Annotated in this window: 23 protein-coding genes; 6 read left to right on the forward strand and 17 right to left on the reverse strand. The window is 72.2% G+C overall.

Annotation, left to right across the window (positions count from 1 at the left end; genetic code table 11):
• Positions 1 to 62: 62 nt before the first annotated feature.
• Together MXD64_RS14265 and serS are read right to left on the reverse strand one after the other, a co-directional pair.
• On the reverse strand, positions 63 to 926 hold the full coding sequence (locus MXD64_RS14265) for an HAD family hydrolase (protein ID WP_175470721.1): 864 nt from the start codon (positions 924 to 926) through the stop codon (positions 63 to 65).
• The gene (gene serS, locus MXD64_RS14270; protein WP_263136669.1) at positions 923 to 2,188 is read right to left on the reverse strand and encodes a serine--tRNA ligase; all 1,266 of its coding nucleotides are present in this window, start codon (positions 2,186 to 2,188) and stop codon (positions 923 to 925) included. The genes MXD64_RS14265 and serS overlap by 4 nt, the downstream gene beginning before the upstream one ends.
• Positions 2,189 to 2,243: 55 nt before the next feature.
• Here serS and MXD64_RS14275 point away from each other — a divergent pair, with 55 nt between their 5' ends.
• Complete coding sequence (locus tag MXD64_RS14275; RefSeq protein ID WP_052481911.1) at positions 2,244 to 3,314, forward strand: diacylglycerol/lipid kinase family protein; 1,071 nt, start codon at positions 2,244 to 2,246, stop codon at positions 3,312 to 3,314.
• Between the two features lie 9 nt (positions 3,315 to 3,323).
• Here MXD64_RS14275 and pheA read toward each other — a convergent pair whose 3' ends face one another.
• The 4 genes from pheA to MXD64_RS14295 form a co-directional block, all read right to left on the reverse strand.
• Positions 3,324 to 4,280 carry a prephenate dehydratase gene (gene pheA / locus MXD64_RS14280; RefSeq protein ID WP_017888294.1) on the reverse strand — a complete coding sequence of 319 codons (957 nt, stop codon included), beginning with the start codon at positions 4,278 to 4,280 and terminating at the stop codon, positions 3,324 to 3,326.
• 62 nt (positions 4,281 to 4,342) lie between these two features.
• The gene (locus MXD64_RS14285; protein ID WP_042540579.1) at positions 4,343 to 4,888 is read right to left on the reverse strand and encodes a MarR family winged helix-turn-helix transcriptional regulator; all 546 of its coding nucleotides are present in this window, start codon (positions 4,886 to 4,888) and stop codon (positions 4,343 to 4,345) included.
• Between the two features lie 28 nt (positions 4,889 to 4,916).
• A complete protein-coding gene (locus tag MXD64_RS14290; protein WP_017888292.1) occupies positions 4,917 to 5,387 on the reverse strand; it encodes a hypothetical protein in 471 nt (156 codons plus the stop codon).
• Positions 5,384 to 6,772, reverse strand: a complete 1,389-nt coding sequence (locus MXD64_RS14295; RefSeq protein ID WP_071250652.1) for a molybdopterin-dependent oxidoreductase — start codon at positions 6,770 to 6,772, stop codon at positions 5,384 to 5,386. Before MXD64_RS14295 ends, MXD64_RS14290 begins: the two co-directional genes overlap by 4 nt.
• Positions 6,773 to 6,859: 87 nt before the next feature.
• On the opposite strand from MXD64_RS14295, the gene MXD64_RS14300 reads away from it, so the two are divergent.
• Genes MXD64_RS14300 through MXD64_RS14310 form a run of 3 tightly spaced genes read left to right on the forward strand, consistent with a single transcriptional unit; the run spans position 6,860 to position 9,609 of the window.
• The gene (locus MXD64_RS14300) at positions 6,860 to 8,299 is read left to right on the forward strand and encodes a glycosyltransferase 87 family protein (RefSeq protein ID WP_071250655.1); all 1,440 of its coding nucleotides are present in this window, start codon (positions 6,860 to 6,862) and stop codon (positions 8,297 to 8,299) included.
• 5 nt (positions 8,300 to 8,304) lie between these two features.
• Entirely contained in the window at positions 8,305 to 9,357 is a 1,053-nt protein-coding gene (gene moaA / locus MXD64_RS14305) for a GTP 3',8-cyclase MoaA (RefSeq protein ID WP_042540576.1), read from the forward strand.
• A gap of 3 nt (positions 9,358 to 9,360) precedes the next feature.
• Positions 9,361 to 9,609, forward strand: a complete 249-nt coding sequence (locus MXD64_RS14310; RefSeq protein ID WP_263136670.1) for a MoaD/ThiS family protein — start codon at positions 9,361 to 9,363, stop codon at positions 9,607 to 9,609.
• A gap of 159 nt (positions 9,610 to 9,768) precedes the next feature.
• Here MXD64_RS14310 and MXD64_RS14315 read toward each other — a convergent pair whose 3' ends face one another.
• From MXD64_RS14315 to MXD64_RS14340, 6 genes are read right to left on the reverse strand one after another with little or no spacing between them, the layout of a single operon-like run.
• A complete protein-coding gene (locus MXD64_RS14315; protein ID WP_017888287.1) occupies positions 9,769 to 10,869 on the reverse strand; it encodes a calcium:proton antiporter in 1,101 nt (366 codons plus the stop codon).
• Positions 10,870 to 10,881: 12 nt separating this feature from the next.
• On the reverse strand, positions 10,882 to 11,922 hold the full coding sequence (locus MXD64_RS14320) for an ABC transporter ATP-binding protein (protein ID WP_263136671.1): 1,041 nt from the start codon (positions 11,920 to 11,922) through the stop codon (positions 10,882 to 10,884).
• The gene (locus tag MXD64_RS14325; protein WP_017888284.1) at positions 11,919 to 12,719 is read right to left on the reverse strand and encodes an ABC transporter permease; all 801 of its coding nucleotides are present in this window, start codon (positions 12,717 to 12,719) and stop codon (positions 11,919 to 11,921) included. Before MXD64_RS14325 ends, MXD64_RS14320 begins: the two co-directional genes overlap by 4 nt.
• Before the next feature lie 3 nt (positions 12,720 to 12,722).
• The gene (modA, locus tag MXD64_RS14330) at positions 12,723 to 13,532 is read right to left on the reverse strand and encodes a molybdate ABC transporter substrate-binding protein (RefSeq protein ID WP_262159372.1); all 810 of its coding nucleotides are present in this window, start codon (positions 13,530 to 13,532) and stop codon (positions 12,723 to 12,725) included.
• Positions 13,529 to 13,945 carry a TOBE domain-containing protein gene (locus MXD64_RS14335; RefSeq protein ID WP_017888282.1) on the reverse strand — a complete coding sequence of 139 codons (417 nt, stop codon included), beginning with the start codon at positions 13,943 to 13,945 and terminating at the stop codon, positions 13,529 to 13,531. The genes modA and MXD64_RS14335 overlap by 4 nt, the downstream gene beginning before the upstream one ends.
• Before the next feature lie 58 nt (positions 13,946 to 14,003).
• On the reverse strand, positions 14,004 to 15,059 hold the full coding sequence (locus tag MXD64_RS14340; protein ID WP_214562864.1) for a ThiF family adenylyltransferase: 1,056 nt from the start codon (positions 15,057 to 15,059) through the stop codon (positions 14,004 to 14,006).
• A gap of 95 nt (positions 15,060 to 15,154) precedes the next feature.
• Between MXD64_RS14340 and MXD64_RS14345 the strand changes: the two genes are divergently transcribed.
• A complete protein-coding gene (locus MXD64_RS14345; RefSeq protein WP_262117948.1) occupies positions 15,155 to 16,807 on the forward strand; it encodes a glycosyltransferase family 39 protein in 1,653 nt (550 codons plus the stop codon).
• A gap of 42 nt (positions 16,808 to 16,849) precedes the next feature.
• Here the strand turns inward: MXD64_RS14345 and MXD64_RS14350 are convergent, their stop codons facing one another.
• The 5 genes from MXD64_RS14350 to MXD64_RS14370 all read right to left on the reverse strand — a co-directional run bounded on the left by MXD64_RS14350 (position 16,850) and on the right by MXD64_RS14370 (position 22,368).
• The gene (locus MXD64_RS14350; protein ID WP_042540561.1) at positions 16,850 to 17,782 is read right to left on the reverse strand and encodes a 4-(cytidine 5'-diphospho)-2-C-methyl-D-erythritol kinase; all 933 of its coding nucleotides are present in this window, start codon (positions 17,780 to 17,782) and stop codon (positions 16,850 to 16,852) included.
• A gap of 9 nt (positions 17,783 to 17,791) precedes the next feature.
• Entirely contained in the window at positions 17,792 to 19,096 is a 1,305-nt protein-coding gene (locus MXD64_RS14355) for an O-acetylhomoserine aminocarboxypropyltransferase/cysteine synthase family protein (RefSeq protein WP_042540559.1), read from the reverse strand.
• On the reverse strand, positions 19,093 to 20,181 hold the full coding sequence (locus MXD64_RS14360) for an LLM class flavin-dependent oxidoreductase (RefSeq protein ID WP_042540557.1): 1,089 nt from the start codon (positions 20,179 to 20,181) through the stop codon (positions 19,093 to 19,095). The genes MXD64_RS14355 and MXD64_RS14360 overlap by 4 nt, the downstream gene beginning before the upstream one ends.
• Positions 20,182 to 20,267: 86 nt before the next feature.
• Positions 20,268 to 21,266 carry an ATP-grasp domain-containing protein gene (locus MXD64_RS14365; protein ID WP_263136672.1) on the reverse strand — a complete coding sequence of 333 codons (999 nt, stop codon included), beginning with the start codon at positions 21,264 to 21,266 and terminating at the stop codon, positions 20,268 to 20,270.
• 259 nt (positions 21,267 to 21,525) lie between these two features.
• Positions 21,526 to 22,368 (reverse strand): helix-turn-helix transcriptional regulator, encoded by an 843-nt coding sequence (locus tag MXD64_RS14370; protein ID WP_071250668.1) that lies wholly within the window; start codon positions 22,366 to 22,368, stop codon positions 21,526 to 21,528.
• A 101-nt stretch (positions 22,369 to 22,469) separates the two neighbouring features.
• Here MXD64_RS14370 and MXD64_RS14375 point away from each other — a divergent pair, with 101 nt between their 5' ends.
• Entirely contained in the window at positions 22,470 to 23,210 is a 741-nt protein-coding gene (locus MXD64_RS14375; protein ID WP_263136673.1) for an SDR family oxidoreductase, read from the forward strand.
• The last annotated feature ends 85 nt before the right edge of the window (positions 23,211 to 23,295 follow it).

The raw sequence follows: 23,295 nt of genomic DNA on the forward strand, positions 1-23,295 counted from the left end.
AGACGTGATCGCGTCCCTGGAAGTCTAACGGGCCTCCAGGCAGGGGTGCGCGCGCAGGCGGACTAGCGCGGAAGCGAATCGAGCGCCGCTGCCAAGCCGTCGTCGGTGATGCCGCCGGTGAGCTCGTTGCCGGCGTCGACGACGTCGTCGGGGGCCTGGCCCATGACGATGCCGCGACCGGAGGTCGAGGCCCAGCGGAGCATGTCGATGTCGTTGCGGCCGTCTCCCGCGGCGAAGACGCGGGAACGCGGGATGTCGAGCCACTCGCGGACGCGTTCCATGGCGGTGGCCTTGGTGACGCCCTCGGGGGCGATGTCGAGCCACGAGGTCCAGCCGACGGAGTAGGAGACCTTGTGCAGGCCCATCTGCTCGACGATCTGCAGGAAGTCCTCGGTGTCGTGGCCGGGCGAGATGACGACGACGCGGGTGGCCTCGACGCCGAGCAGCTGCTCGAACGGCACGTGCTCACCTTCGACGGTCATCGTGTCGTCGGGGAAGTTGCCGGACAGCAGGAAGTGGCCGGTCTCGTCCTCGACGCCGAACGCGGCGTTCTCGAGCGCACCGTGGATGGTCTGCAGCACCTCGGACGGATCGAACCGCTCGACGTGTTCGCGCACGTAGGAGCCGTCGGCGCGACGGGCCAGGACGAGCGCACCGTTGGCGCAGACCAGGTACTTCGGCCGGATGCCGAGGGTCTCGAGCAGGGGCACGGTCATGCCCTCGCTGCGGCCGGTGGAGAGCATGACCTCGTGGCCGGCGGCCTCGGCGTTCCGGACGGCGGCGACCACCGCCTGTGTGATGACACCGTCCTCGCGCATGGTGGTGCCGTCGATGTCGAGCGCGACCAGCCAGCGCTTGGTGCGCGCGGGTGCCTCGGCGCCCGCGCCCTGCTCGGATCCGTCCACGAACCGCCCCTGGGTGCTCATCGGGGCTCGATCACCTCGACGCCGCCCAGGTAGGGGCGCAGGACCTCCGGCACGACGACGGAACCGTCGGCCTGCTGGTGCGTCTCGAGGATCGCGACGATCCAGCGGGTGGTGGCGAGGGTGCCGTTCAGGGTGGCGACCGGGGCGGTCTTGCCGCTCTCGGTGCGGTAGCGGATGTCGAGGCGGCGGGCCTGGAACGTCGTGCAGTTCGACGTCGAGGTGAGCTCGCGGAACGTGCCCTGCGTCGGGACCCAGGCCTCGATGTCGTACTTCTTCGCGGCGCTCGTGCCGAGGTCGCCGGCGGCGACGTCGATCACGCGGTAGTGGAGCCCGAGGTCCTGGAGCATCTGCTCCTGGTGGGAGACGAGACGCTCGTGCTCGGCCTCGGCCTGGTCGGGATGCACGTAGGTGAACATCTCGAGCTTGTTGAACTGGTGCACGCGGAGGATGCCGCGGTTGTCCTTGCCCGCCGATCCGGCCTCACGCCGGTAGCAGGTCGACCAGCCGGCGTAGCGGTGGGCCTGTCCTTCCTCGAGCGGCAGGATCTCGTCGGCGTGGAAGCCGGCCAGGGCGACCTCGCTCGTGCCCGTCAGGTACAGGTCGTCGGCCTCGAGCCGGTAGACCTCGGCAGCGTGCTCGCCGAGGAACCCGGTGCCGGCCATCGTCTCGGGGCGCACGAGCGTCGGGGTGATGAGCGGTTCGAAGCCCGCGGCGATCGCACGGTCGAGGCCGAGCGACATCAGCGCGATCTCGAGCCGGGCGCCCATGCCGCGCAGGAAGTAGAAGCGTGAGCCGGAGACCTTCACGCCGCGCGGGATGTCGATGATGCCGAGGTGCTCGCCGAGGTCGGCGTGGTCCTTCGGCTCGAAGTCGAACTCGGGCTTGGTGCCGACGGTGCGGAGCGTGACGAAGTCGTCCTCGCCGCCCTCGGGGACCCCGGGGAGCACGACGTTCGGGATGCCGCGGACGACGGTGTTGAAGGTGTCCTCGGCCGCGGTGACGGTGGCCTGCGCCTCCTTCACCTTGGCGGCGAGGGCCTGAGCCTGCTGCACGAGCGCGGCCTTCTCGTCCTTCGGGGCCTTGGCGACGGTCTTGCCGAACGCGTTCTGCTCGGCGCGGAGCGACTCGAACGAGGTGATCGCGCTGCGGCGGGCGGAATCGGCGGCCACGGCTTCGTCCACGACGGCCTCGGAGGCACGGCGTGCCCGCTGTGAAGCCTTGATGACGTCCGGGTTGTCGCGGAGCAGCTGTGGATCGATCACCGCTCCATCCTAGACAGGGGCAACCGCACGCAGCCTCGATCGGTAGCGTGGACGTATGTCGAGCCCTTCGGAGACCGCGCCCGCGGACCAGGACGCCCTCCCCACCGAGCAGCGGACGGCCGCGGTGGTCTACAACCCGGTCAAGGTGCACCTGCCGACCCTCAAGCGCACGGTCCAGGAACACCAGGAGCAGGCCGGTTGGGCCGAGACCCTGTGGTTCGAGACCTCGGAGGAAGACCCGGGCGGCGGCATGGCCCGCGAAGCGATCGAGGCCGGTGCCGACGTCGTCGCGGCGGCCGGTGGTGACGGTACGGTCCGTGCGGTCGCCGAGGTCGTGCACGAGGCCGGTTCGACCCTGGCCCTGCTGCCGAGCGGTACCGGCAACCTGCTCGCGCGCAACATGAAGCTGCCCCTCGACGACCTGGCTGCGAGCGTCCGGACGATCTTCCACGGCGACGACCGCAAGATCGACTTCGGCATGCTCAAGGTGGAGCGTCCCGGCGGCGAGCGCGAACGCTTCGGCTTCCTGGTGATGGCCGGCCTCGGGCTCGACGCCCGGATGCTCGTGAACACCCGGCCCGAGCTGAAGAAGAAGGTCGGCTGGCTCGCCTACGTCGACTCGCTGTTCCGCTCGGTGCGCGACGCGAACGCGTTCGAGTTCCGCTACCAGCTCGACGACGACGGCAACCACTCGCTCCGGGCGCACTCGCTCATCGTCGGCAACTGCGGCATGCTGCAGGCCGGCGCGATCCTGCTGCCCGACGCCGAGATCGACGACGGCGTGTTCGACATCGCCGTGATGCGTCCCCGCGGGTTCTTCGGCTGGGTCCGGATCGGGGCGCGGGTGTTCTGGGAGAACGGGATCCTGCGGGCGTTCCGCCGGTCGAACCTGGGCAAGACCGCGGTCGGCAAGAAGATCGTGTCGCGTTCGCGCGAGGAACGGCCCCTGCGCTACCTGCGTGGGCAGGAGTTCACGGCGCGGCTCGAGCGCCCCGACGAGTTCGAGATCGACGGCGACCCGGTGGGCGAGGTCATCGCCTTCCGCTCGCGGATCGATCCGATGGGGCTCTCCGTGCGCGTGCCGGACCCGGCGGACGACCGCCACGGCTCGCGACAGGTGCCCTGACCCGCAGCGCTACCGCGCCCCGGGCTCGCCCGACACGATCGCGCGCAGCCAGTCCCGCGCCTCGACGAACGCGGCGTCCGAGTAGCGCGCCGGGACCTCGGGGCGGGCACCGTCCGCACGCGGGTACGACCCGAGGAACGTCACGCGCGGGCTGAACCGGCGCAGGCCGAGCAGCGCGTCCGCCACCCGCTCGTCGCGCACGTGCCCGTCGAGGTCGATGACGAACCGGTAGCGGCCGAGCTCGTCACCGATCGGCCGCGACGACAGCAGCCCCATGTTGATGCCCCTCGTCGCGAACTGTTCGAGCATGTCGACCAGGGCGCCGGGGTGGTCGGCGGGCAGCTCGACGATGACGCTCGTCTTGTCGGCTCCGGTCGGTTCGGGCAGCGCGAGCGTCTTCGACACGAGCACGAACCGGGTGACCGCCGAGGCGTTGTCGCCGATGGATGATGCGAGCACGACGACGTCGTGGTGGTCGGTGATGCCGGGCGGTGCGACGGCGGCGTCGGCGGTGGGGTCCGCCTCGAGCAGGGCGAGCGCCGCGGCGACGTTCGACGACGCCGGGATGTGGCCGTGGCCGGGCAGGTTCGCCTCGAGCCAGTTGTGGGTCTGCGCGTAGGCGACCGGGTGTGCGTTCACGGTGCGGACGTCGGCCAGGGTCGTGCCGGGTCGGGCGACGAGCACGAAGTCGACCGGGACCAGGTACTCCCCCACGATCCGCACGCCGGGGATCCGGGCCAGGGCGTCCTGCGTGGCGCTGACTCCGCCGTCGACGCTGTTCTCGATCGCGATGACGGCCCCGACGGAGCGGCCGGACATGACGTCGTCCAGGGCCTCACCGACGTTGTTGACGCTCCGCCAGGGCTTGCCGGCGGCGGCCTCGACGAGCTTCAGGGCCGCCTCGGTGAAGGTGCCGGCGGGTCCGAGGTAGGAGTACGTGTCGGACGGCGCGGCGGGGTCGGTCATGGGGCGAGCCTATTGCAAGCACCACGACCGACGATCGGCCGCAGCGCACCGCGCAGGGCCGCTCAGTCCGTCGCCGCACCCGTCAGCCGCTGCTCGCAGATCGCGGTGTCGTCGTCCTCGCGCGGGTAGGTCAGCGCCGCGAACCGCCCCTCGGGGTCGAGGCGCGTCAGGAGCGACGCCGCGATGCCGTCGAGCTGCGCGACCTGCTCGTCGGAGAGCGCGTCGATGACCACCCGGCGGGCGGTGCGGACGTGGTCCGGAGCGGCGTCGACGATGGTGGCGTATCCGGCGTCGGTCAGCCGGACGTCGGTGGCCCGGCGGTCGGAGGTCGACGGGCACCGGGTGACGAGCCCGCGCTTCTCGAGCCGGGACACCACGTGCGACAGCCGCGGCAACGAGGCGTTCGTGGCCGAGGCGAGCGCGGACATCCGCAGGGTCCTGGTGTCGGTCTCGGAGAGCATCGCGATGACCATGTAGTCGAAGTGCGTCAGGTCGGCGTCACGCTGGAGCTGCTGGTCGAGCGCCGCCGGCAGGAGTTCCATGACCGCGACGAGCTTCATCCACGCGCGCAGCTGCTCGCGGGTGAGCCACGGGGTCTCCTCGGTCATGGCCTGATCATACCGAAAGGTTGTCCCTTTAACCAGTGCTGCGTACCGCGGACGAACCGGCCGAACCAGACGGCCCACCTGCGCGACGCGACCGCAGCACCCCGACCACGAGCACGACCACCACGACGACGACGAGCGCCCCCTCGACGAGCAGCAGCCGCGTGCCATAGTCGAACGGCAGCACAGTGGGGTTCTTCTGCCCGTGGTCCTTGGCCGCGATCTCCGGCAGCACCACCAGGGCGAGCACGCTGCCGAGCACGATCGCCGCCTGCACGACGACGAGCACCCAGGCCCGCAACGAGCGTCCGGCCCGACGCAGCAACAGCCCGGCACCGACCACGAACGGCGACAGGATCGCGTCGTGCAGCACCACCGCCGCGAGCAGCCACACCCCGAGCCCGCCGATGCGCTTCGGCGTGACGGACGTCACGAGCACGTACGCCCCGAACGCGATGACCAGCACACCGATCACCACGAGCACGATCCGCGCGGCCTTCACCGGAGCACCTCGATCTTCTCGATCCACTTGGTCTGCAGCACACCGGGCCGCCCCGGAGCGATGATCCGCGCCGGGAACCCGTGGTCCAGGTCGAGTGTCGCGCCGTTCAGTTCGAGGGCGACGAGCGTCGTCGGGTCCTCGGCGTACTCCGGCCCCATGTCCATGATCCGGTAGCCGCCGTGCCGTTCCAGGCTCGTCACCCGCACGTGCGATCCCTGCGGCGCCTGCACGGCGTCGAGCAGGTCGCGCATCCGCACGCCCTTCCAGGTACCCATCTGGCTCCAGCCCTCGACGCACGAGATCGGCAGGTCGACCTGCGCGGTGCCGAGCGCCACGAGTTCCGCCCGGACGAAGGTCCGGCTCACGTCGTGGCCGACGACGGTGAGCGTCCAGTCGGCTGCGGTCGCGCTGGCGAGCACGCCGGCGGCACGCGCGGTGCGGTTGACCGGCAGGCCGTTCGCGCCGATGCCACGCCCACGGGCGCCGAAGACGTTGAACGGCTCCGCGAGTTTCGAGGACTGCCCCGCCGTGAGCGCGACGACCCCCACGGTCGCCGCCGTCACACCGGCGAAGAACCCGCGTCGGGCGATGCGCTGGCGTCGTCCGGTGGCTGCTTCCGGCGTCGGCCGGGAGGCCCGGTCCGGCTCCGGCACGTCGGCCGTCGGCTGGGCGGGACTCGGCTCCTCGGACACCTCGCGGGTCTCCGGGGCCGTTTCCGGTCCGGTGGGACGGGACTCGGCGCCGCCGGCGGCGTCGACGCCGTCGACGCCATCGATCCAGCGGAACACGCGGCCCAACAGGCCGGGGGCGGTGGACCCGGCGGTCTCGGCGACCGCAGCGCTCGGGGCGGACGCACCACGATCCTCCAGGCCCGGTGGGAGCAGCTCACTGCCGGACGCGGGGTCCGCGATGAACCGGCCGTGCACGTCGTAGGAGTCGCGCTTCCGCCAGTAGCGGGCGATGACCCGCAGCTTGGCCGCGATGTGGATGGCCAGCGAGCCGATGATCACGTACGCCATCGCGTTGTGCACCTGGCGGAACGGGAACGGCCACGGGTACCACTGGTACGTGTTGAGCAGGCCGGTGACGACCTGGATGATCGACGCGGACACGAGCACCGCGATCGACAGCCGCTCGAGCAGGTGCAGCACGCCGCGCACCGGCGGTACCTGCACCAGGGCGGGCATCACGGTGTTGAGCTTGGCGAGCAGCAGCGGGATGATCGCGATCCCGGTCGTGATGTGCAGGCCCTGCGTGAACTGGTACAGCTGCGTCGGCCGTGTCGGGAACCGCATCCAGCCGAGCGGTTCCTGCAGCAGGTGGCTGTAGATCCCGGTACCGAAGCAGATCAGGAACGCGATGCCGAGCAGGCGTCCGAGCACCACCGCCGAGCGGGCGTTGCGGTTGGGGGACGCCAGAGCTGCTCGTCCGTCGTGCAGCAGACGCTGGACGCCGGATAGCCTCGACGCACCATGAGCGACCGACTGCGTGCCCTCCGACCGTCCCTGGCCGACGGCACCGCCGCGCGGATCGGCACCGTGCTGGCCGTCGTCGGAGTGCTGGCCCTGTCGGGCGTCATCGCCGTCGGCGTCACGCATCTGGGGTTCCTCCGATCGGGCCATCGTTCTGCATTCGTTGCGTGGACGCTGATCGCTTGGACCGTCTTCGTCATCGCCGTGCTCGCGGTGCGCTTCGTGCCCGTCCGGTGGATGACCACCATGGTCATCGGCGGAGCGGTGGTGATCGGCATCGCTGCCCTGGTCGGCCCGCCGAACACGAGCACCGACTCCGCTCGGTACGCGTGGGACGGCATCGTCCAGCATGCCGGTGTCTCACCGTACGCGCACACCCCCCAGTCCGCGGCACTGTCCGGTCTGCGACCCGACTGGTTGTTCCCCGACAAGGTGGACGGCACGTGCGACCCGCTGAAGCCCCGGTTCCGCGGACTCGGCGACGGCGCCGACGGACACTGCACCGCGATCAACCGGCCGGACGTCACGACGATCTACCCGCCGATGGCGCAGCTGTGGTTCGCGGCGGTGCGGTTCTTCGTGCCGGCGACGGCGCAGTACCTGCCGTTCCAGGTCGCCGGCCTGCTCGTGTCGCTCGGCGTGACCATCGGGCTCGTCGTGGTGCTCCGCCGGATCGGCCGTCCGACCTGGTGGGCGGCGCTCTGGGCCTGGTCGCCGCTCGTCGCGTCCGAGGCGGTCACCAATTCGCACGTCGACGTCGTCGGCGCCGCACTCGCCACGGCCGGTGTCGTGCTCGTCGCGTTCGGCCGGCCGATCTGGGGCGGGATCGCACTCGGGGCCGCGACCGCGACGAAGCTCATCCCGGCGATCGTGTACCCACCGTTGCTCGGCCGCGGGCGGGCGTGGTGGGCGATCCCGATCGGCATCGCGGTGTTCGGGCTGCTCTACGTGCCGTACGTGCTGACGACCGGACTCGACGTGCTCGGGTACCTGCCCGGCTACCTGAACGAGGAGGGCTACGAGGACGGCTCCCGCTTCGCGCTGGTGTCGCTCGTGGTCAAGGGCGACGCCGGGACCCTGGCGGTCGGGCTCCTGGTCCTGCTGGCGGCGTTCGTCGCGTGGCGGTTGTCGGACCCGGCGCGCCCCTGGTCCGGCGAGGTCCTGATGATCGGCGTGACGTTCCTCGCCGTGACCCCGCGCTACCCCTGGTACGCGCTGCTGCTCATCCCGTTCGTGGTGCTGTCCGGGCGGTGGGAGTGGTTGTCGATCGGTCTGGCCATCGCGCTGCGCGGGGTGTGGCCGTCGGCGGACGCCTACCGGTGGTGGCTGCTCGCGGCCGTGGCGGTCATCGTGGTCGTCACGCTGCTGCGGACGAGCCGGTCGGACTGGCGCCGGTGGTGGGAGCGGCTGACGTTCCGACGCGTGGAGCACGTACGCTGACGACCATGGCACCCGCGACCCTGCTCGGCACGACCGGCTCCGTGGACCCGGCTCCCACCGGGCTCGTCGACCGCTTCGGGCGTCGCGCCGTCGACCTTCGGGTGTCGCTCACCGAGCGCTGCAACCTGCGCTGCACGTACTGCATGCCCGCGGCAGGGCTGCCGTTCGCCCCCGACGAAGCCCTGATGACGGCGACCGAGATCGAGCGGCTGGTCCGGATCGGCTCGGCGCGGTTCGGTGTCCGCAAGGTCCGGTTCACCGGCGGCGAGCCGATGCTGCGGCACGACCTGGTCGACGTGATCGCCCGGTGCGCCGCACTGCCCGACGCCCCGGAGCTGTCGCTCACCACGAACGCGATCGGCCTGGCCCACCGCGCCCAGGGCCTGTACGACGCCGGACTGCGACGCGTGAACGTGTCGCTCGACACCGTCGACCCCGACGTCTTCACCACCGTGACCCGACGCCCGTTCCTCGACAAGGTCATCGCCGGGCTGTCGGCCGCGCACGACGCCGGGCTCGACATCAAGGTGAACGCGGTGCTGCTGCGCGGGATCAACGACGAGGCCGCCCCGGAGCTCCTCCGCTGGTGCCTGGAGCGTGGCTACGAGCTGCGGTTCATCGAGCAGATGCCGCTCGACCCCGACCACGCCTGGGACCGCACCTCGATGATCACCGCGGCCGAGACCCGCGCGCTGCTGGCGACGTCGTTCGTGCTCACGCCGGACGACGCCCCGCGCGACGGCGCCCCGGCCGAGCGGTACCGCGTGCACGATGCCGTCACCGGCGAACCGCTCGGCACCGTCGGGATCATCGCGAGCATCACCGAGTCGTTCTGCGCCGACTGCACCCGCACCCGGCTCACCGCCGACGGCCACGTGCGCAGCTGCCTGTTCTCCGACGAGGAGACCGACGTGCTCGGGCCGATGCGCTCCGGGGCGGACGACGACCAGGTCGCCGAGCTGTGGCGGCTCGCGATGTGGGCGAAGCCCCGCGACCACGGTGACGACAGCGACGAGCTCGTGCACCCGACCCGCGGCATGAGCGCGATCGGCGGCTGAGCCATGACCACGATCCGGTTCTTCGCCGCGGCCCGGGCTGCCGTGGGTGTCGACTCGCTGACCACGTCGGGCGCCACCATCGACGCGGCCCTCGGGGCGATCGATGCGGCTGCCGTGGCGGACCCTGCGCGCTGGAGTGCGTTGCAGGAGCGCTGCTCGTACCTGGTCGACGGTGTGACCACGCGCGACCGGGCGACCTCGCTGTCGGGCGTGGAGGTCGTCGACGTCATGCCGCCCTTCGCCGGGGGCTGAGTTCGGCGGCTGAGCGGCGCGCCCGTTCCTTCCCAGAACACCCGCGATGCCTGGTGCTTCCGCGCATACCGTGTCGGAACTTCCGACCAGGTACGCCCGATTCGACCAGGCACGCCCGGAACGACCAGGCGCCCGCCCCGCGCCCGCCCCGCCCGCGCCCTACGGCGAGACGGACAGCACGATGAACGCGGCGAAGATCACCAGGTGCACCCCACCCTGCAGTCGCGTCGCACGACCGGGCAGCACCGTGAGCACCGCCGCGACGATCGTCAACGCGAGCAACACGATCTGCGACGGCCCGAGCCCGAGCAGCAGGGTCCCCGGCATGAACAGCGACGCGACCGCGATCGACGGGATCGTCAGCCCGATCGACGCCATCGCGGACCCCATCGCCAGGTTCAGGCTCGTCTGGATCCGGTTCCGTGCGGCGGCCTTCGACGCCGCGATGCCCTCCGGCAGCAGGATGAGCAGCGCGATCACGACACCGACGAACGACGGCGGGAACCCGACGGCGGCGACCCCGGCCTCGATCGCGGGCGACTCCACCTTGGCGAGTCCGACCACGGCGACGAGCGCGACGACGAGCAACCCGAGCGACACCATCGTGGTGCGGCCGGACGGGCGTGCGGCGTGGGCGTCCTCGGACTCGACGAGCACCCCGCCGGCACGGTTGACCGGCAGGAAGAAGTCGCGGTGCGCCACGGTCTGCGTGACGACGAACAACCCGTAGAGCACGAGTGACGCGATGGCGACGAACACCAGCTGCGTGCCGGTGAAGGACGCGTCGTCGGTGCCGGTGGTGAACGTCGGCAGCACCAGGGTCAGCACGGCGAGCGCGGCCACCGTCATGGTCGCGGCGCTCGCACCCTCCTGGTTGAAGCGCACGGTGTTGTGCCGCAGGGTCCCGATCAGGATCGCGAGGCCGACGAGCCCGTTCATCGTGATCATCACCGCCGAGAACACGGTGTCGCGCGCCAGGGTCTCGGCCTGCGCACCGCCGGAGCTCGACAGCGAGATGATGAGCGCGACCTCGATGATCGTCACGGCGACGGCCAGCACGAGCGACCCGAACGGTTCCCCGACCCGGTGTGCAACGACCTCGGCGTGGTGGACGGCCGCGAGCACCGTGACCGCGAGCACGACGGCGACGACGACCACCACGGCGGTGCCGAGTCCGTAGCGGCCGTACGAGAACGCGAGCACGACGGCCGCCAGGATCGGCGTGGCCACGGGCCACACCTTGGGGAACCAGGAGGTCATCGGACCATTGTCTCAACCGCGGGGCGCGTACACCGCCACCTCGGCCGCGGGGACGTCGATGCACACCGCGTCGCCGGGGACGATGCCGAGCGCGGTCAGCCGGGCGAGCGTCAGGTCCGCCACCAGGTCGCCGGCGCGGACGCGGACCAGTCCGTCGCGCGGCTCGAGCGACGAGACGGTGCGCGCGGCTCCGGCGCCGTCCCGCGTCAGCACGGCGGCCGTCGGGTGGAAGGCGGCCAGGGCGGGCCGGCCGGGAGGCACGGCGTGCGTCCCCGACGCCAGCGCACCCCCGCCGTCGATCGCGATCCCACCCCCGGTGGCGGTCCCGCGCACCAGCGCGAGCCCGGAGAACGTCGCGGCGAACGCGCTGGTCGGACGGCCGAGCACGGCCGCGGGGGTGCCCTGCTCGACGACCCGGCCGCCCTGGAGCACGACGACGCGGTCGGCCAGGGCGACGACCTCGACCGGGTCGTGCGTGACGAGCACGGCGGGCCGGCCGGCGACCGCGGTCCGGAGCGCTGCGCGGACCTCGTCCTGCGAGCCGACGTCGAGCGCCGAGGTCGGTTCGTCGAGCAGCAGCACCGCGGGGTCGGTGGCGAGCGCGCGGGCGATCGCGACGCGCTGCGCCTGACCGCCGGAGAGCGTCCGGGGGTCGCGGGCGGCCAGGTCGGCGACCCCGACGGCGTCGAGCGCATCGCGGGCACGCTCCCGGGCGGCGGCGCGACCGGCTCCGGCGGCACGGGGTCCGAAGGCGACGTTCCCGACGACGTCGAGGAACGGGAACAGGTCGGACCGCTGTGCGACGAGCCCGGTCCGGCGGCGGTGTGCGGGGACGGTGTGCCGAGGGTCCGACACCCGGACGCCGTCGAGTTCGATCCGGCCGGCGTCGATCGGCAGCAGTCCGGCCAGGGCCTCGAGCACCGTGGACTTGCCGGCACCGTTCGGCCCGATGACCGCCACGCACTCCCCCGCACGGACCTCGATCGTGACGTCGACGTCCCGCGACCCGACGACGACGTGCGCCCGGACGGCCACGGTTTCCGCGCCCGTCACGCCAGTGCTCCGCGGGTGCGGATCGACGACGCCCCGATGACCACGACGGCGACCACCACGAGCACGACGGCCAGGGCCACCGCGGTGTCCGGGTCGACCTCGCGCTGCAGGTAGACCTCGAGCGGCAGGGTCCGGGTGACCCCCTGCAGGCTGCCGGCGAAGGTCAGGGTCGCGCCGAACTCGCCGAGTGCCCGGGCGAAGCAGAGCACGAGCCCGGACACGATCCCCGGCAGGACCCGCGGCGTCGTGACGGTCAGGAAGGTCCGGGTCGGCCCGGCGCCCAGGGTCGCGGCGACCCGCTCGTACCGGTCGCCCTCGACACGGAGCGCCCCCTCGACCGAGGACACCAGGAACGGCATCGCGACGAAGGTCTGGGCGATGACCACCGCGGTCGTGGTGAACGCGATGTGCAGCCCGTGGTCGTCGAGGAACGCTCCGACCACCCCGAGCCGACCGAAGGCCGCGAGCAGCGCGAGGCCACCGACCACCGGCGGCAGCACGAGCGGCAGGAGCACGACCGCCCGTGCGACACCGACCCAGCGTGAGCGTGACCGCGCGAACAGCACGGCGAGCGGGTACCCGAGGACGAACGCGACCCCGGTGGCCGCGAGCGCCGTGCCGAGGCTGAGCCCGAGCGCGGTCAGCGACGCGGTGGAGGTCACGAGCCCGACGAACGACGACCAGTCCACCCGACCGAGCATCGCGAGCACCGGCACGACGACGAACAGTCCGCCGAGCACCGCGGGCAGCGGGAGCCACCACGCGACCGGCGGCCGTCCGTCAGTGCGCGGCGCCACGGGTCAGGGCTTCCCGAAGCCCGCGGCGGACAGCACGCGCTGCCCGTCAGTGGAGCGGACGTACTCCGCGAACGCCTTCGCGAGCTCCGGGTCGGCGGACTGCTGGAGCACGCCGATCGGGTAGGTGTTGACGGCGTCCCCGGACTCGACGAAGGGCACGCCGTCGACCTTGCCGTCCGCGCCGCGCACGTCGGTCACGTAGACCAGCCCGGCGTCAGCCTGCCCGGACTCCACCTTGCCGAGGACGTCGGTGACGGACTGCTCCTCGCTGACCGGGCGCAGGTCGACATCGGCGGCTCGCTCGACCTTCGCGGCCGCGGTACCGCACGGCACGGGGGCGGCGCACGTGACGAGTTGCACCCCCCGGGCGCGCAGGTCGTCGAGCCCCGAGATGCCCTTCGGGTTGCCGGGTGCGACCGCGATCTCGAGCGTGTTCGTGGCGAAGTCCTGCGGCGATCCGCTCGCCAGGTCGTCCGACGACAGCTTCGCCATGTTCGCCTCGTCCGCCGACGCGAACACGTCGGCGGGAGCGCCGTTCTGGATCTGGCTCACGAGGTCACTCGACCCGGCGAACGAGAACCGGATCGAGGCGCCGGGGTGCGCCTGCTCGTACTCCTTGCCCAGGGTCGTGAAGGTCTGCTGGAGCGACGCCGCGGCGAAGACGGTGATCGAGCCGGTCGGTCCCTCGGTCCCGGAGCCCGACGGCGTCGACGCGCCCGGGCCCGTGTCCGCAGCGGTGCAGGCGGCGAGCCCGGTCGAGACGGCGACCGCGAGGGCCAGTGCGGCGGCGGACCGGAGGCGACGACGACTCATCGCTCGTCCTCGTGTCGGGTGGGCGCCTCGACCGCGACCATCGTGGCCTTCACGGACGCCACCGCGACGGACCCGATCTCGAGCCCCAGGTCGCGGACGGCCTCGGCGCTCATCAGGGACACCACCCGGTGCGGGCCGCACTGCAGTTCGACCTGCGCCATCACGGTGTCGACGACCAGGTCGGTGACGATCCCGACGAAGCGGTTGCGGGCCGAGCTCGTCACCGCCGCTGCCGGGTCGGTCAGCTCGGAGCTGCGTTCCCGGGCGTACGCAGCGACCTCGCGCCCGTCGACCACCGCCCGCCCCGCGTCGTCCGTGGCACGGGTGAAGGTGCCGCCGTCGACGAGCCGGCGCACGGTGTCGTCACTGATCCCGAGGAAGGCCGCAGCGTCCCGTACCCGCAGTTGCGTCATGGTCCACCGATCCTAGCCGCGGATGCGGCGACCGGGCAGTGCTGGTGACCGGGCTGGGTCAGGACCGGTGCTCGATCGCCACGGGCAGCCCCTCGCGACGCCAGGCCTCGAACCCGCCGTCGAGCACCGCCACGCGCCTCCCGGCCGGCTGTCTGGCCGCCCACGCGTCCGCACGGGGTCCGCGTGCGCAGTAGACGACGACCTCGTCCCCGCCGGTGTCGTCGGTGACGGCACCGGCGACCACGCCGGCCGCGCGTTCCTCGGCGGTCCGGACGTCGACGACGACCAGCGGGTCCGCCGGGTCCGCCACCCGGGCGGCCAGGGCGGACGGCGCGATGCGCGGCGGTGTGGCGGCGGCCGCGGGTGCCGGGCGACGCGAGGCGGGGCCGCGACGGACGGGGCTCTCGGTCCAGCGCCAGCGGCGGGCGTCGACGGTCAGGACGCGGCCGAGCAGGGGGTCGCCGGTGCCGGTGACCAGCGCGAGGACCTGCCCGGCCATCACCGCACCGACCGCGCCGCACAGGGCGGGGACGACCCCGTCGAGGGCACACGACCCCTCGTCCGGCAGGGCGTCGGGGTGCAGGTCGTGGAAGTCGACACCGTCTCGTCCGGCGTCGCGGAAGACGCTGACCTGCCCGTCGTGGCCGAGCACGGTGCCCCACACGAAGGGCACACCGGCTGCGGCGCAGGCGTCCGAGACGGCGCGGGTGACCACGACCGAGTCGGCGGCGTCGACCACGACGTCGTGCCCGGCGACCAGGTCCGGCGTGAACGACCCGACCACCGCGACCGCGTCGAGTTCCGGGTCGACGGCGACGGCCCGGGCGACCGCGACCCGCGCCTTCGGCGAGCCGACGTCGGCCGCCGTGAAGAGCGTCTGCCTGGCCAGGTTCGAGGCGTCGACGACGTCCGGGTCGACGACCGTGAGCCGACCGATCCCGGCGAGGTACGCGACCACCGGCGCCCCGAGCCCGCCGGCCCCGACGACGAGGATGCGCGATGTGGCCAGGCGTCGCAGCCCGGTCGTCCCGACGTCGGCGAGCGCCGCGGTGCGCGAACCGAGCTGCGCCCGCCCCGGGGACAGCGCGGAGACAGGGGCGACGAGGGGTTCCATCCCGTCATTCTGGCCCGTCGCACCGAACTCGTGCATGTGAGAGTTCAGCGCCCGGACGCGGCGGATCCCCAGAGCAGATCGGTACGGTCGCGGGCGTGAGTTCCCCGCGTACCGGCACCGTCCCGATCCGACGCACGACGTCGGCTTCGTCGGTGCGCGCACGCGCCTGGGCGCTCGTCGTCGCCGCTGTCCGGGCCCTCGCACGGACGCCCGAGATCACCGTCGGCGCGCTCGGTGTCGTCGTCGTGGCCGCGTTCGCCTGGGTGCCGTCGGTCTGGTACGACGAGGCCGCGACCGTCGCGAGCGCACAGCGGAGCTGGCCGGCGCTCTGGGCCGAGCTGCAGAACGTCGACGCGGTGCACGGTCTGTACTACGCGGTGATGCACGTGTGGTTCACCCTGGTCGGGTACTCCCCCTTCACCCTGCGGTTCCCGAGCGCACTCGCCATCGGGGTGTCCGCCGGACTCGTCGTCGCCCTGGGCCGGCGGCTCGGTGGCGTCCGCCTGGGCGTCGTCTCCGGCATCGTGTTCCTGCTGCTGCCCCGCGTCGCCTGGGCCGGCGGCGAAGGACGCCCGTACGCCACCGTCACGACCTTCGCCGTCGCGCTGACCCTGGTCGGCATCACCGCGGTCCGACGCAGCCGGTCCGGGCACCACGCGACCCGGTGGTGGGTCGTCTACGGGCTGCTCGCCGTGCTGGCCGTGCTGTTCAACGTGTACCTGGCCCTGGCCGTCGTCGCGCACGGGGTCGTGCTGCTCTGGACGGCCGTCGCCGACCGTGCCGCGCGGCGCGACGCCGTGCTGTCCGAGCGCACCGGTCCGGTGCCGGCGCCGATGGTGGACCGCGCGGCGTTCGTCCGCTGGGGCGTCGCCGCCGTCGGGGCCGCGCTCGTGGTGTCACCGTTCATCGTCCTGGCGGCCGGGCAGGCCAAGCAGGTCGGCTGGATCACCGGCGTCGGCTGGGCGACGGTGCGACAGGTCGTCGCGACCGCCTGGTTCGGGGCCGTGTGGCCGTACGCGGCGCTCGGGTGGGTCCTGATGGGCGTCGCCGTCGTGCTCGCCGTCCGCGCGTCCCGGGGCCCCGCCCCCGCGGCCCGTGAAGCGCTGCGCATGCAGGCGGTCCGCGTCGCAGTCCCGCTGACGATCCTGCCCACCGCGCTGCTGGTCGGCGCGACCGCGGCCGGCGAGCACCTGTACACGCCGAAGTACGCCAGCCTGAGCCTGCCGTTCGTCGCGCTGCTCATCGGCCTGGCGATCACCGCGATCCGTCCCCGCCGGTGGGTGGCGCTCGCGGTCGTCGGCATGCTGCTGGTGTCGGCGCCGACGAGCACGACCGTCCGCCTGCCCCACGCCAAGCAGGACTCGCACTGGGCGAACGCGGCGGCGATCATCGATCGTGAGCGGGACTGGCGCACGGACCAGGAAGAGGGCGTCGTCTTCGGCAGCGTCTGGGGGCACCCGACCACCACCGCGCAGGTCATCGCCGACACCTACCCCGACGCGTTCACCGGCATGCGGGACCTCGCCGTCACGGAGACCGGCGCCGCACGCGGGCAGCTCTGGGACGTCAACGGCGACGTCGCGGAGACGGTACCCGCGCGGCTCTCCGGCATCGACACCGTGTGGTTCGTCGGCGGCAAGTCACGGAACATCCGGCCGCAGGTCACCGAGACGCTCGTGGCTCAGGGCTTCCACGTCGTGCGCTACTGGCACACCGGCACGGTCATCCTCTGGAAGTACAGCCGCTGACGGTGGGACGCCGACCGTCGGCCGACCGGGTCGAGCGTCGGGTCAGTGCACCACGCGTGCGCCGTGCACCGGTCCGGTGGCACGGAGTGCGACGAGGCCGGCGGCGCTGAGCTCGACCTGCAGCTCGAGCGCGGCGTCGCGGTCACCGACCAGGAACGCCACGGTCGGGCCGCTGCCGGACACCAGGCCGGCCAGGGCACCGGACTTCTCACCGAGCTCCAGCGTCGCCGCGAGCCGCGGTTGCAGCCGCATGGCGGGCGCCTGCAGGTCGTTGTGCACGCAGTCCGCGAGCAGGTCGGGGTCGCCGGCGCGCAGGGCCTGCAGCACGTTCGCCTCGACCACGGGGTGCGAGGGCGCCGGGGAGATGTCGGCGCGGTACCGCTCCCGGTGCTCGTCGAGCGCACGGTAGACGGCGGGGGTCGACAGGCCGTCGTCGCTCAGGGCGAGGACCCAGTGGAACTCGCCCTTGGCCAGCGCCGGGCTCAGCTCGTCACCGCGCCCGGTGCCCACGGCGGTGCCGCCGGCGAAGGCGAACGGCACGTCGGCGCCGAGCTGCGCGGCGAGCCGGAGCAGCTCCTCGCGACCGAGCGCGGTGCCCCAGAGCGTGTCGACCGCGAGCAGGGTCGCGGCCGCGTCTGCGGAGCCACCGCCCATGCCGCCGGCGACGGGCACCTGCTTGTCGATGGTCAGCCGCACCCCACCGCGGTGTCCGGCCGCGTCGGCCACGAGCCGGGCCGCACGGATCGCCAGGTTCGACTCGTCGACCGGCACGGCACGCGTGTCGATCGGGCCGGTGAAGGTGACCGAGAAGTCGTCGGCGGCCTCGGCGGTGACGTCCTCGTACAGGGACACGGCCTGGTACGCCGTGGCGACGTCGTGGTAGCCGTCGTCCTGCAGCGCCCCGACGGACAGGAACACGTTGATCTTGCCGGGGGCGCGCGTCCGCACGCGGGTCGGGGCGGCCAACGTGGTCATGCCCCCAACCTATCCCGCTGCAGCTGCCGTGAAGCCCCGCGCCAGGTCGGCGGTGATGTCGTCGATGTGCTCCAGGCCGATCGACAGGCGGATGAGTCCGTCCCCCACCCCGGCGGCCGCCCGCTCGGCGGAGGTCATCTGCACGTGGGTGGTCGATGCCGGGTGCACGACGAGCGAGCGGACGTCCCCGAGGTTCGAGACGTGGTCGAACAGCTCGAGCGCCGCGACGAACCGCCGGCCTGCAGCGACCCCGCCGGCCAGGTCGAACGACAGCACCGCCGACGGCCCCTTCGGCACGTAGCGCTGCTGCAGGTGGTGCCACGGCGAGTCCGGCAGGCCGGCGTAGTGCACGTGCTCGACCTGGTCGTGCGCGTCCAACCAGGTGGCCACGGCGGCGGCGTTCGACACGTGCCGGTCCATGCGGAGCGACAGGGTCTGGACGCCCTGCAGCACCAGGAACGCGTTGAACGGTGCGATCGCGGGCCCGAGGTCGGCGGAGAGCTTCGAGCGGGTGCGCTGGATGAACGCCCGCCGCCCGAACTTCTCGGCGAAGTTCGTGTTCGCGAACCCGGACTGCTCGGCCGTGGCCAGCTGCGGGTAGGCGTCCGCGTGGGCCGCCCAGTCGAAGTTCCCGCTGTCGACGATGAGCCCGGCGATGGCGCTGCCGTGTCCGGCCAGGTACTTCGTCGCCGAGTGCACGACGATGTCGGCACCGTGCTCGATCGGGCGGACCAGGTACGGCGTCGCGATGGTGTTGTCGACGATGAGCGGGACACCTGCCCGGTGCGCGACGCCGGAGACCCCGGCGAAGTCCAGGACGTCCCCGCGGGGGTTCGGGATGGACTCGCCGAAGAACGCCTTCGTCTCCGGACGCACCGCCGCCGCCCACTCGGACAGGTCGGTCGGGTCCTGCACGAACGTGAAGGTGAGGCCGAGGTCCCGCAGCGTCGACGCGAACAGCGTGTAGGTCGCGCCGTACAGCGAGGCGCTCGACACCACGTGGTCGCCGGCGCGTGCGACACCGAGCACGGCCAGCGAGGTCGCCGCCTGCCCGGACGCCAGCGCCAGCGCGCCGATCCCGCCCTCGAGGTCGGCGATCCGGCGCTCGAGCGCTGCCGCCGACGGGTTGTTGACCCGCGTGTAGGTGTGGCCGGGGGCGTCGAGCATGAAGCGCGCGGCCGCGTCCTCGCCCGAGGGGTACACGTACGCGGCGCTCTGTGCGATCGGCGGCACGTTCGCGCCCCAGCCCGGGTCGGCCTTGAAGCCGGCGCGGATCTGGCGGGTCTCGAAGGCCCAGCCGTCCTCGGTGCTCACGAGACCGGCTCCGAGACACCCGCGGCGGTCGGGGTGGTCGGGGCCGTCGTCGGCGTCGGGGCCGTCGGCCGGACGAGTGGGATGACCTGCTCGCCGAACCGGTCCATCTCCTCGAGCTGTGGCGAGAACTGCAGCAGGAGCGTGTCGACGCCGGCGTCCTCGAACTCCTTGATGCGGTCGGCCACCTGCGAGGGGGTGCCGACGAACCCGGGGCGCAGGCCGCGGTTCGACACCGAGTAGTCCTCGAGCGAGGGCACGTGCTCGAGCTGCGACTTCGAGATGAAGTCCTGGTACGACTCGTACGCCGTGCCGTGCTGCACGTCGGTGATCCGGGCGAGCTCGGCCTGCGCCTCTTCCTCGGTCTCCCGGACGATGACGTAGGCGGCCATGCCGAACGCCTCGAACGGCGGCAGCCCGGCGTCGACGCGGCGGCGCTTCATCTCGTCGATCTTCGCGCGGAGCTCCGGGGCCGTGCCGCCGTGGGTCAGGTAGGCGTCGGCGTACCCGGTGATCGCGGCCTTGCCGGCCTCGCTCTCACCACCGGCGTAGATGCGCGGCGTCACGCGGGGCTTCGGCTCGAGGTGGGCGTTCTCGATGTCGTAGTACTCACCCGAGAACGAGTACGGGGTCTCGCACCACAGGCCCTTCATGACCTCGACGAACTCCGCGGTGCGCTTGTACCGGTCGTCGTGCTCCGAGAAGATCCCGCCGTACTGCTTCGCCTCCTCCGCCCACCAGGCGCTCACGACGTTGAAGGTGAACCGGCCGCACGAGATGTCGTCGATCGTCGCCGCCTGCTTCGCCGTCACCGCGGGCAGGTGGTAGCCGGGACGCATCGCCGCCATGATCTCCAGGCGCTCGGTCGTCGCCGCGATCGCCGCCGCGAGGGACCACGCCTCGAGCGAGGGCGCCGCCGTGCCCTTGATGTCGTTGAGGTTGAGCTCCGGCACGAGCGTCAGGTCGAAGCCGATCCGCTCGGCGCGCTGCGCCAGGCGCTTCACGTAGTCGAAGGTGACCGGCATGTTCTCGTTGTCGACGTTGCGCAGCCAGCCGCCGAAGAGCGGGGTCCAGTATCCGAATCGCACGTGGGTTCCTTGGGGGGTGTGGGAAAGGTGACTGGAGGCCCGTGGCGGGCCCGCCACGGGCCTCCAGTCCGGTGGTCCTTGCGGTCTCAGGCCGTGAGCTCTGCGGCGTACTCGGCCGCCAGCAGGCCGCCGAGGTACTTCGCGATGGAGCGCGGGCCGGAGGCCGGCGCGGACTCCTCGACAGCAGGGTTGTAGTTCGTGTTCGTGTTGATGTCGTAGACGACGGTGCGGCCGTCCGTCGTCTCCATGAACTCGACGCCCGCGATGGTGATGCGCTGGTCGGCGAGGAACGTGCGGAGTTGCTGGACCAGCGGGTGGCCAGCGGTGATCTCGGTCCGGACGGCGAACGCCGGGGGCGCACCGGCGGTCTCGGTACCGGGCACGTCGCAGACGGCGCCGGCGATGACCTGGGGCACCTCGCACGCGTCGGCGGGGCAGAGTTCGAAGCTGCCGGCGCTGGTGTCGACACGGACGGCGTAGATGAACTCGCCGCCGACGAACTCGACGCGGGTGATGAAGGGTTCGCGCGCCGTCAGGTACTCCTGCAGCAGCGTGATGCCGTCGACCGGGGCCTCGAACTCGGGGCTGTCGACGTAGGCGTCGAACTCGGCGAGCGAGTCGAAGCGCCGCACGCCCAGGCCCTTGCCGCCCTGGTTGTGCTTCGTGATGAACGGGACGTCCTGGCCGTTCGTGAAGTCCTTCGCCGCCTGCTTGAGCGTCGTCGTGCCGAACACGGCGGTGGTGCGGGGCACGTCGAAGCCGGCCTGCTGCAGGAGGCCGTGCTGGGCGACCTTCGACACCTCGAGCTCGAGCACGTGACTGCCGCCGACGACCTGGCGACCCGCTCGCTCGAGCCACCCGAGGACGGCGCGGGTGTACTCCTTGCTGTGCTCGTGGCCGCGGGTGTGGGAGCTCGCGGACATGCGGCTCCAGTACACGCCGGGTGCCGGCTCGGCCGCGAGGTCGATCTGCCCCTCGGTCAGCAGGATCTCCTCGACCGGGACGCCCTCGGCCTCGAAGGCGGCGGCGAGCGGCGGGAACCACTCGGGGTTCTCGTGGATGACGTACACGCGCGGAGTGCTCACGCCCCCACCCTAGGCACGGTATACCGCACGCGGCCAAGTGTGTGACGCGGCGTTGCTTCTCGGTGGCGGGGCGGTGCGGGTCGGGCGGGCGGGGCGGGTCGCACGGTGCGCGCTTGTCCGGTCGGTGCGAGGTTGGTCGCTCGGTGGCGGACTGTAGGGCGGCACCAAGCGGTCGACGATGCACGGGCTCACCAACCTCGCACCGTGCGGGGTCGACCAAACTCGCACGAGCCGAGCGAACGCGCACCGTGCGAGGTCGTCAGCCGGCGAAGGTCTGCTGTCCGACGACGCCGAGGAGCTCGAGCTTCTGCGCGTCCTCTGATCCTGGAGGCGCGGTGAACAACAGCAGTGCCTGCGCCTGGTCGTCGGTGTGCAGCACCTGGCAGTCAACGGTGATGCGCCCGAGCTCCGGCTGCACGATGGTCTTGTTGTCCGACCAGCGGGTGGCCACCTCGTGCTTGGCCCAGAGGTCGCGGAACTCGGGGCTGCGCGTCTGCAACTCGGCGACGAGTTCGGTCGCCCGACGATCGCCCGGGCCCGCGAGCCCCACCGCCGCCCGCAGCGACGCCACCACGACCCGGGCCAGTCGCTCGTGTTGCTCCGGCGCGTACTTCGCGAGCTCCTTCCCAGTCACGAACCACCGCCACGCCTGGTAGCGCTCGTTGCCGGGCAGGCTGACGGACGACCCGAGCAGTGCCGCCGCGAGCCGGTTCTCGACCAGGGTCTCGCCCAGATGGCTGACGACGATCGCCGGGGTGTCCTCGAGCCGGTCGAGCACCCGCAGGATCGCCGGGTCGACGTGGTCGGCGCGGTGCATCCGGGTCGGGGCGTTCTGCCCGGCCAGGTGGAACAGGTGGTCGCGCTCGTCGAGGCTGCACCGCAGGGCGCGGGCGATCGCGGCGATCATCTGCTCGGACGGCTGCGGGCCACGCTGCTGCTCGAGTCGCGTGTAGTAGTCCACGGACATGCCGGCGAGGGCAGCGACCTCTTCACGGCGGAGCCCCGGGGTCCTGCGTCGCGGCCCCTGCCCGAGGCCGACGTCCTCGGGGCGCAGCAGCTCGCGGCGACGGCGGAGGAAGTCGGCGAGTGCGGCACGGTCCATGGGTCGATCATGGTCCGGTTCGTGGCGAGGTGCCAGGGATCGCCGATCCCCCGATGACTGCGCTCTGGTTGTGACCCCGTCCGCGGAGCATCGTGGTGGTCATGGACATCACGAACTCCACCGTCTTCATCCCCGGCGCGACCTCGGGCATCGGTCTCGCGCTCGCCCAGCGCCTGCAGGCCGACGGCAGCACCGTCGTCATCGGCGGCCGTCGCCAGGCTCTCCTCGACTCCCTCGCCGCCGAGCACGGCTTTGGCACCGTGCAGATCGACGTCGCCGATGCGTCGTCGATCGAAGCCGCTGCCACCTCGGTGCTCGAGGCCTACCCGTCGCTCGATGCCCTGATCACCATGTCGGGGATCATGCGCGACGAAGACCTCCGCGACCCCGGGCACATCCACGATGCCCTCGAACTCGTCCAGACGAACCTGGTCGGCACGATCCGGCTCATCGACGCGTTCCTGCCGCACCTGCTCGCTCAGCCCTCGGCCACCCTGATGACCGTGACGTCCGGTCTCGCGTTCGTCCCGCTCACCGCGTCGCCGACGTACAGCGCGACGAAGGCCGGTGTGCACGCCTACACGCAGGCCCTGCGCCAGCAGCTCGTCGGTTCGTCGCTCGAGGTGCTCGAGCTCGCCCCGCCGGCCGTCATGACCGACCTGATGGGCGGCGCCGACTTCGGTGGGATGCCGCTCGACGCCTTCGCCGACGAGGTCATGGCGCTCATCGAGTCCGGTGCTGCACCGGAGATCCTGGTGCAGAACGTGCACCCGCTGCGCTTCGCCGAGCGGAACGGCAACCACCAGCAGATCCTCGAGATGATGGCGTCCCGCGAGCACTGACCCGGGTGCCTCGAATGGTGCGAGGTTCTGTGGTCCGGTGCGAGCCACTTCGGCTCGCACCGGACCACGGAACCTCGCACCATCG

Origin of the sequence: Curtobacterium sp. Arg-1 (genome assembly GCF_025643395.1) — a bacterium.
GTDB classification, from domain to species: domain Bacteria; phylum Actinomycetota; class Actinomycetes; order Actinomycetales; family Microbacteriaceae; genus Curtobacterium; species Curtobacterium poinsettiae.

Bases quoted from the DNA above. Each gene is read 5' to 3' on its own strand.
- modA (WP_262159372.1), bottom strand. From the start codon at position 13,532: ATGAGTCGTCGTCGCCTCCGGTCCGCCGCCGCACTGGCCCTCGCGGTC.
- MXD64_RS14300 (WP_071250655.1), top strand. From the start codon at position 6,860: ATGAGCGACCGACTGCGTGCCCTCCGACCGTCCCTGGCCGACGGCACC.
- MXD64_RS14350 (WP_042540561.1), bottom strand. From the start codon at position 17,782: ATGACCACGTTGGCCGCCCCGACCCGCGTGCGGACGCGCGCCCCCGGC.
- moaA (WP_042540576.1), top strand. From the start codon at position 8,305: ATGGCACCCGCGACCCTGCTCGGCACGACCGGCTCCGTGGACCCGGCT.
- MXD64_RS14275 (WP_052481911.1), top strand. From the start codon at position 2,244: ATGTCGAGCCCTTCGGAGACCGCGCCCGCGGACCAGGACGCCCTCCCC.
- MXD64_RS14375 (WP_263136673.1), top strand. From the start codon at position 22,470: ATGGACATCACGAACTCCACCGTCTTCATCCCCGGCGCGACCTCGGGC.
- MXD64_RS14285 (WP_042540579.1), bottom strand. From the start codon at position 4,888: ATGACCGAGGAGACCCCGTGGCTCACCCGCGAGCAGCTGCGCGCGTGG.
- MXD64_RS14265 (WP_175470721.1), bottom strand. From the start codon at position 926: ATGAGCACCCAGGGGCGGTTCGTGGACGGATCCGAGCAGGGCGCGGGC.
- MXD64_RS14370 (WP_071250668.1), bottom strand. From the start codon at position 22,368: ATGGACCGTGCCGCACTCGCCGACTTCCTCCGCCGTCGCCGCGAGCTG.
- pheA (WP_017888294.1), bottom strand. From the start codon at position 4,280: ATGACCGACCCCGCCGCGCCGTCCGACACGTACTCCTACCTCGGACCC.
- MXD64_RS14335 (WP_017888282.1), bottom strand. From the start codon at position 13,945: ATGACGCAACTGCGGGTACGGGACGCTGCGGCCTTCCTCGGGATCAGT.
- MXD64_RS14310 (WP_263136670.1), top strand. From the start codon at position 9,361: ATGACCACGATCCGGTTCTTCGCCGCGGCCCGGGCTGCCGTGGGTGTC.
- MXD64_RS14315 (WP_017888287.1), bottom strand. From the start codon at position 10,869: ATGACCTCCTGGTTCCCCAAGGTGTGGCCCGTGGCCACGCCGATCCTG.
- MXD64_RS14340 (WP_214562864.1), bottom strand. From the start codon at position 15,059: ATGGAACCCCTCGTCGCCCCTGTCTCCGCGCTGTCCCCGGGGCGGGCG.